This window comes from Brevibacillus jepli, from assembly GCF_047229145.1.
Classification (GTDB): Bacteria; Bacillota; Bacilli; order Brevibacillales; family Brevibacillaceae; genus Brevibacillus.
The window spans coordinates 1-718 of sequence record NZ_JBFEFW010000098.1 but is presented as its reverse complement, the minus strand read 5'-3'; the positions used below and the strand labels follow the sequence as shown (position 1 = coordinate 718).

The window sequence follows — 718 nt, the reverse complement described above, 5'->3', positions numbered from 1 at the left end:
TCACACCACCGTACGTACCGTTCGGTATACGGCGGTTCATCTAAGTTTGACGTAAAAGAAAATACCTATCCTTAAGACTCTTAAGACCTTCGGTCTGCCAATAGGCATTATCCAAAGTTCTGTGAAGTATAGGACTACACGCAATACGCCAGTATCTCTTACGAGAATTACCCCATTCGAAGGCTTTTGCTTTGGGCACTCCCAAGGTAATAAGCCTTTTTACTTTTGTTCGAGGGTTCTTCCACTGTTTCCATAGGCACATACGGAGCCTTCTTCTTATCCATTCGTCTAGACTGGAGAAGACCGAAGGTGTATCTGCAAGTGAGAAATATCCCGCCCAGCCAATAAGGTATCTATTTAGCTGTTCAATTCGATACTCCATGGGAAGCGCTTTTGACCTTGAGGTAAATTCTCGAATTCGTTGTTTTACCTTCTTCATGCTTTCTTTTGCGATTCGAATCTTTGGATCAGACTGGTGGGTAAAACTAAACCCTAGAAATTTTCGTTTCCATGGCCGGTCTACTGCACTTTTCTCAATGTTCACCTTAAGTTTTAGTTTATTCTCGATGAACCAGGAAATAGATGCCATTACCCGTTCGCCAGCCTTCTTTGAAGAAACGTAGACATTACAGTCGTCCGCGTAGCGGACAAATCTGAGCCCTCGTTTTTCTAGTTCCATGTCCAATTCATGCAACATGATGTTGGAGAGCAGCGGACT

1 protein-coding gene is annotated in these 718 nt (G+C 43.5%); it reads right to left on the bottom strand.

The genetic code is table 11. The features are described from left to right. Positions 1–40: 40 nt before the first annotated feature. Positions 41–718: group II intron maturase-specific domain-containing protein (locus AB1L17_RS31445; protein WP_412848835.1), on the bottom strand; the 678-nt coding region annotated here is incomplete at its 5' end.